This is a genomic window from Prosthecobacter sp. (genome assembly GCF_044222345.1).
In the GTDB taxonomy this organism is placed as follows: Bacteria; Verrucomicrobiota; Verrucomicrobiia; order Verrucomicrobiales; family Verrucomicrobiaceae; genus Prosthecobacter.
On the sequence record NZ_JBGANL010000122.1, the window covers coordinates 1 to 4897 of the forward strand.

The window sequence follows — 4897 nt, forward strand, 5'->3', positions numbered from 1 at the left end:
GATGTGGACATCGGCGCTCCCAGCCATGCGGCGGGATTGCCCTCCGGAGCGGCTCATTTCGTGGCGCTCATGGCGGGGACCAGCGCCGGGGCGTTCGGCGAGCCGAGGCCGGTCACGAGGTCGTAGCTGGGGCTGCAGAAGTAGGCGCCGTTGGAGCCGGAGAGGATGTCGAAGAAGTCGGTGTAGGCGCTGGTGGCGGTGGCGTAGAGCTGGCTGCCTGCACCGGTCATGGTGGTGGTGCGTGCGGCATTGATCAGGGCCTGCTGGGCGGCCCACTGCGGAGCACCGGCGCTGGTGCCGCCCACCTGGATCCAGCCGGTGGTGCCGTTGTAGTTGGAGATGTAAACGGGGAAGCCGGTGTAAGGATCGGCATCGTAGCTCACATCAGGCACGGCACGTCCGGCGGCGGCGGAGAAACCGCTCTGCCACGCCGGCTTCTTGCAGTACGCGCTGATGCCGCCGCCGCTGCCGGACCAGCCGGTTTCGGTGAGGGCGGTGCCGGTGCTGTCCAGCTGCAGGGTGGTGCCGCCCACGGCGACGACGTAGGGGGAGGCCGCAGGCCAGATCACGCCTGCGCCGCTGTCTCCGGAGGAGGCAAAGAAGGAGACTCCGGTTTTGTTGAAGTGGGAATCGTATTTGGTTTCGGAGGAGAACTCAGCGGCTCCCCAGCTCATCGAGACCTGCTTGGCTCCGAGGGTTTTCACGGCGTAGTCCACCGCACCCAGCAGATTGCTGATGCTGGCGCTCTTGGCCACGACGACGACGATGCGCGCCCCCGGTGCGATGGCATGCGCCCATTGCACATCCAGCGTGGTCTCCAGGGCCCAGCCGCTGTTGGCGGCCGGCCTGCCCTGCGGGTAATACACGGCGAGCGTGGCCTGCTGCAGGCCGAAGGTGGTGCTGAAGACCTTCAGGTCATTGGCCAGTGAAGGGCTGCCGTAGGCATCCACGATGGCGATGGTCTGGCCGGCGCCATTGCCGGTGATTTTGTCAAAGCCGTAAGCATGGCGGATCTGCGCGGGTGTGTAGCCCGTGGGGCTGGTGGTCGCCATGGGGGCGGCATGGGTGGCACCCCGGGCCCAGAGGGGCGCACGCGCATGGATTCGCTCAATCTCGGGAGCCGAGCTGCTGACGCGCCCTGGCGGCCCCTCGTCCTGGTCCACCTTGTGAAAATCCTTTCGATTCTCGGCGGAAAATCCTGCGGTGGAGGCTGCAAGCGAAGCCAAAGCCAGAAACGAAAGAGTGCTGGTGCGCATATAATTACTATAATTATAAGATAATTGAACTTATTTTGTCAACGCATTAAGTGAGGACGGGGGTGGGCAGGCGAATTGAAAGACATGTTTCGAACTGGCTCACCGGCGCTGCTTTCGTGCGGCCAAAATCTGGGCAGGAGACGATAGAAGATGGGATAAACCGCCCGTTTCACTGCGCATGGTCCTGCGTTTAGCTGAAGCATGACTCACCACCCGCGCAGGCCATGAACAAGCTCACCACGATTCTCGTTGCCGTGGATTTTTCCACGGGATCACGCACGGCTTATGAGCAGGCGGTGCGCATCGCGGCGCTGCACGGCGCGAAACTTCAGGTGCTGCATGTGGTGGACTCTGCTGCGGTGGCGGCGCTGGCGGAGAGCCGGGAGGAGCCCTTTGAAAACCACGCCCGCGTGGCCGCGGAGGGGGCGCGTGCCGCGCTGACCCGCTGGCTGGCGCAGTCTCCCGCAGCGGCCTCTTATGAGGTCACCATCGCAATGGGTACGCCGCTGCATGAGATTTTGGAGCATGCGCGCACGCTCAAGGCGGACCTGCTGGTGGCGGGCATCGCCGGGGCAGGGGACATGCCGGCCGGTGCGGGGTCCATCGCCAGCAAGCTGGCGCGCAAGGCGCAGACGCCGGTGCTGCTGGTGCGCACGGATCATCCGCAGGCGTTTCGCAAGATCGTGGCCTGCCTGGATTTCTCGGAGAATTCGCGCGCGGTGGTGGATCACGCGCTCAGTCTGGCGCGCATGGACGGTGCTGCGGTGGACTTCCTGCATGTGTGGCAGGAGCCCTGGGTGGCCATCGGATACCCCACGCCCTTTGCAGATCCGGGCGGCCCCGCGATGGTGTACACGCCGGAGGAGCGCGAGGCCTGCATCCAGATGCTGCGCGCAGAGCTGCATGAGTTTGTGGGCGCTGCGGCGCAGGGCATTGCCTCCACCGAGGTGCTGCAGGAGTCGCCCAGCCATGGCAATGGCATCGCCATGCACGCGCAGGAGGCCCATGCGGATCTGATCATCATGGGGGGCAAAGGGCGCACCAATCTGCGCTACGTGCTGCTGGGTTCCACGGCGGAGCGCCTGCTCACCCGGCTGCCCTGCTCGGTTCTTGTGGTGAAACTTCCCGTGGATAACATCTAACTCTATGAAAACCATCGTTGCCCTCGTCGATCTCTCCGACCTGACCTTCAAAGTACTCAAGCAGGCGCACGCGCTTGCCTCCGCATTCAACAGTGAAGTGATCATCCTGCACGTGCTCGCCAAGACGCCCGTGGTCATGGATGTGGGGATCATCTCCCCCGTGGTCATGCAGGACCCCACACCCGCAGTGGTCAAGGAGCAGGCCCAGCAGCTTCTGGAAATGCGCGACTCGCTGATCAAATTCGGCGTGCGTGCCCGCGTGGAGCAGCTGGCCGATGCCGGGGTGTCTGCCGTTCTGGAGGAGACCAGGCGCCTGAATGCGGATCTGATCATCCTCGGCTCGCACCATCATAGCACGATCTATCACATGCTGGTGGGCAGCGTGGCCGCCGATGTCCTGAAGCACGCGCACTGCCCCGTGCTGGTGGTGCCGAGCGACGAGGATGCGCCGGAGAAAAAGTGACCGCAGGGCCGGGAAGCGGGCGGAACGCGGGAGATGCGTGGGCTTGCTGCTCAAATGGCTGGGCGCGCTGAAAAACCGTCGGCCAAAAATCTGTCAAGAATTTGCACCCTGCCCCCATTTCTTGGGGGTGGCGGTCGGGAGGCTTCTTGCCGTCCTCCGGAGGGGTTGAGGTAACCCATTGATTTATTTGTCTTTAGGCTCTGTTAAAGGGCTTGCCGGGAGGAGTAGGAATGATTTATTTTTATTTCCCATTTAATCCCAACTGATGAGCATTCCCACCTTCCGCATTCTCGGCCTGGCATTCACCGCGGCCCTCACAGCCCATGCGCAAAACTCCGGAGACAAGGTTCCGGGACGTTACATCGTGGAACTGAAACCCGGTGCGTCTGTGCCGGCGGTGGTGGCGAAGCACGCGGTGCTGCCAGACGTGGTGTTTTCAGATGCATTCCGGGGCTTTGCCGGGGATATCCCTCCTGGAAAAGTGGGGGCGCTGAAGCTGGACCCCAGTGTGCTTTCGGTGGTGGAGGACCGCGTGATCGGCGCGCATGCCAGGCCCAAGGCGGGCAGCGGCGGGACGGTGACGCGCGCTGCGGAAGTGCTTCCTGCAGGGGTGGCCCGCATCGGGGCCATTCCCGGCGTCATCGCTCAAACCGGCAGCGGCATCGGCGTGGCGGTGGTGGACACGGGGGTGGACTTCAAACACCCTGACCTGGTGCTGGGCGCCAAGTCGTTCAAGGCCATCGTCTCGCGCACCAAGCTGCAGCTTTCCGAAGGGCCCACCGTGGGCCAGGATGACAACGGCCACGGCACTCATGTGGGCGGCATCATCGCCGCGCGCCATGACGGCTACGATGTGATCGGCGTGGCGCCGGAAGCCACCCTGTATGCGGTGAAGGTGCTGGACAGCGCCGGCAGCGGCTATGACTCCACCGTGATCGCAGGTCTGGACTGGGTGGCGAAAAACGCAGCGACGTTGGTGCCGCCGATCAAGGTGGTGAACATGAGCCTGGGCCGCCCCGGCACGGTCGGGGACAACACCAGCTACCGCAATGCGGTGAAGAAACTGCGGGATCTGGGCATCACCGTGGTCGTCTCCTCAGGGAATGATCAGAGCAAGGAAGTCTCGGCAGTGGTTCCGGCCACGTATCCCGAAGTCATCGCGGTGGCCAGCACCTCGGCCAAGGATGGCACGGACGACATCGGCTGGTTCATCGGCTCAGACACCGCCTCCTACTTCACCACGGACGGAGCCTTCAACAGCACCACGGGTATCGGGGTGACGATCTCGGCTCCGGGCGAAGACCAGGAAAACATCGTCTCCGGCTACATTCAGAGCGTGGGCATCCTTTCCACCCGCCTGGGCGGCGGCACGACGCGCATGTCCGGCACCAGCATGTCATCCCCCCACACGACCGGTGTCGTGGCCTTGCTTTACCAGCAGGCAGGCGGAGCGATCAGCCCGGAAACGGTGCGATCCAAGCTCATGACGACCGCGTCAAAAATCGGCTCTGCGCCGTTCAACTCCCCCACCACCAGCTACAGCTTTGATGGCGTTCGTGAAGGCGTGCTGGATGCGCTGGGCGCCACCGGCACCACGCTGCCTTGATTTGAGCCGCCGGTTGAAAAAACTCCTGCGGATGCCTTTGGCGCCGCGAAGCATGACTGACGGCACCGGTGAGGCGTGAATGGGGACGCTCTGCCATTCCCGGCTTCGAACGGGGCCGGGCCAATGCTGGTGCCCCCGTGCAGTCCTCAGGGCCGCCGTCGTTCAGGGGCATCTTGGAGGCTGGAGGGAGAGATTTGCGGCAGCGTTTGTGTCCAGATTTTCCACTGGAAAAAAATCTGTCAAGAATTTGCACCCTGACCCCATTTTGAGGGGGCGGCGGTGGCGCGTGATGCTGCCGTGAGGTGCCCGGCGGCGCGGCTATTTTTTGGCCTGCGGCGGCACGTAGGTTTGGCCGTCGTAGCTGCCGCCCACCATGTCCTGCACGGACTTGAGCTGGTCGTTCATGGAGTTGTTCAGCGCGCCGCCGCTG

Annotated in this window: 4 protein-coding genes; 3 read left to right on the forward strand and 1 reads right to left on the reverse strand. The window is 63.7% G+C overall.

Features of this window, described 5'->3' with window-relative positions; all coding sequences use genetic code 11:
* Window positions 1-53 precede the first annotated feature (53 nt).
* Window positions 54-1256 carry a peptidase S8 and S53 subtilisin kexin sedolisin gene (locus tag ACILSL_RS26755; protein ID WP_395735132.1) on the reverse strand — a complete coding sequence of 401 codons (1203 nt, stop codon included), beginning with the start codon at window positions 1254-1256 and terminating at the stop codon, window positions 54-56.
* 224 nt (window positions 1257-1480) lie between these two features.
* On the opposite strand from ACILSL_RS26755, the gene ACILSL_RS26760 reads away from it, so the two are divergent.
* The 3 genes from ACILSL_RS26760 (at window position 1481) to ACILSL_RS26770 (ending at window position 4467) form a co-directional block, all read left to right on the forward strand.
* Window positions 1481-2398 (forward strand): universal stress protein, encoded by a 918-nt coding sequence (locus ACILSL_RS26760; RefSeq protein ID WP_395735133.1) that lies wholly within the window; start codon window positions 1481-1483, stop codon window positions 2396-2398.
* A 4-nt stretch (window positions 2399-2402) separates the two neighbouring features.
* The gene (locus ACILSL_RS26765) at window positions 2403-2861 is read left to right on the forward strand and encodes a universal stress protein (RefSeq protein WP_395735134.1); all 459 of its coding nucleotides are present in this window, start codon (window positions 2403-2405) and stop codon (window positions 2859-2861) included.
* Between the two features lie 265 nt (window positions 2862-3126).
* Window positions 3127-4467: a S8 family serine peptidase gene (locus ACILSL_RS26770; RefSeq protein WP_395735135.1), complete on the forward strand. Its 1341-nt coding sequence runs from the start codon at window positions 3127-3129 to the stop codon at window positions 4465-4467.
* Window positions 4468-4897: the final 430 nt, after the last annotated feature.

Coding starts and splice junctions, on each gene's coding strand:
- ACILSL_RS26755 (WP_395735132.1), bottom strand. CDS start 1,256: ATGCGCACCAGCACTCTTTCGTTTCTGGCTTTGGCTTCGCTTGCAGCC.
- ACILSL_RS26760 (WP_395735133.1), top strand. CDS start 1,481: ATGAACAAGCTCACCACGATTCTCGTTGCCGTGGATTTTTCCACGGGA.
- ACILSL_RS26765 (WP_395735134.1), top strand. CDS start 2,403: ATGAAAACCATCGTTGCCCTCGTCGATCTCTCCGACCTGACCTTCAAA.
- ACILSL_RS26770 (WP_395735135.1), top strand. CDS start 3,127: ATGAGCATTCCCACCTTCCGCATTCTCGGCCTGGCATTCACCGCGGCC.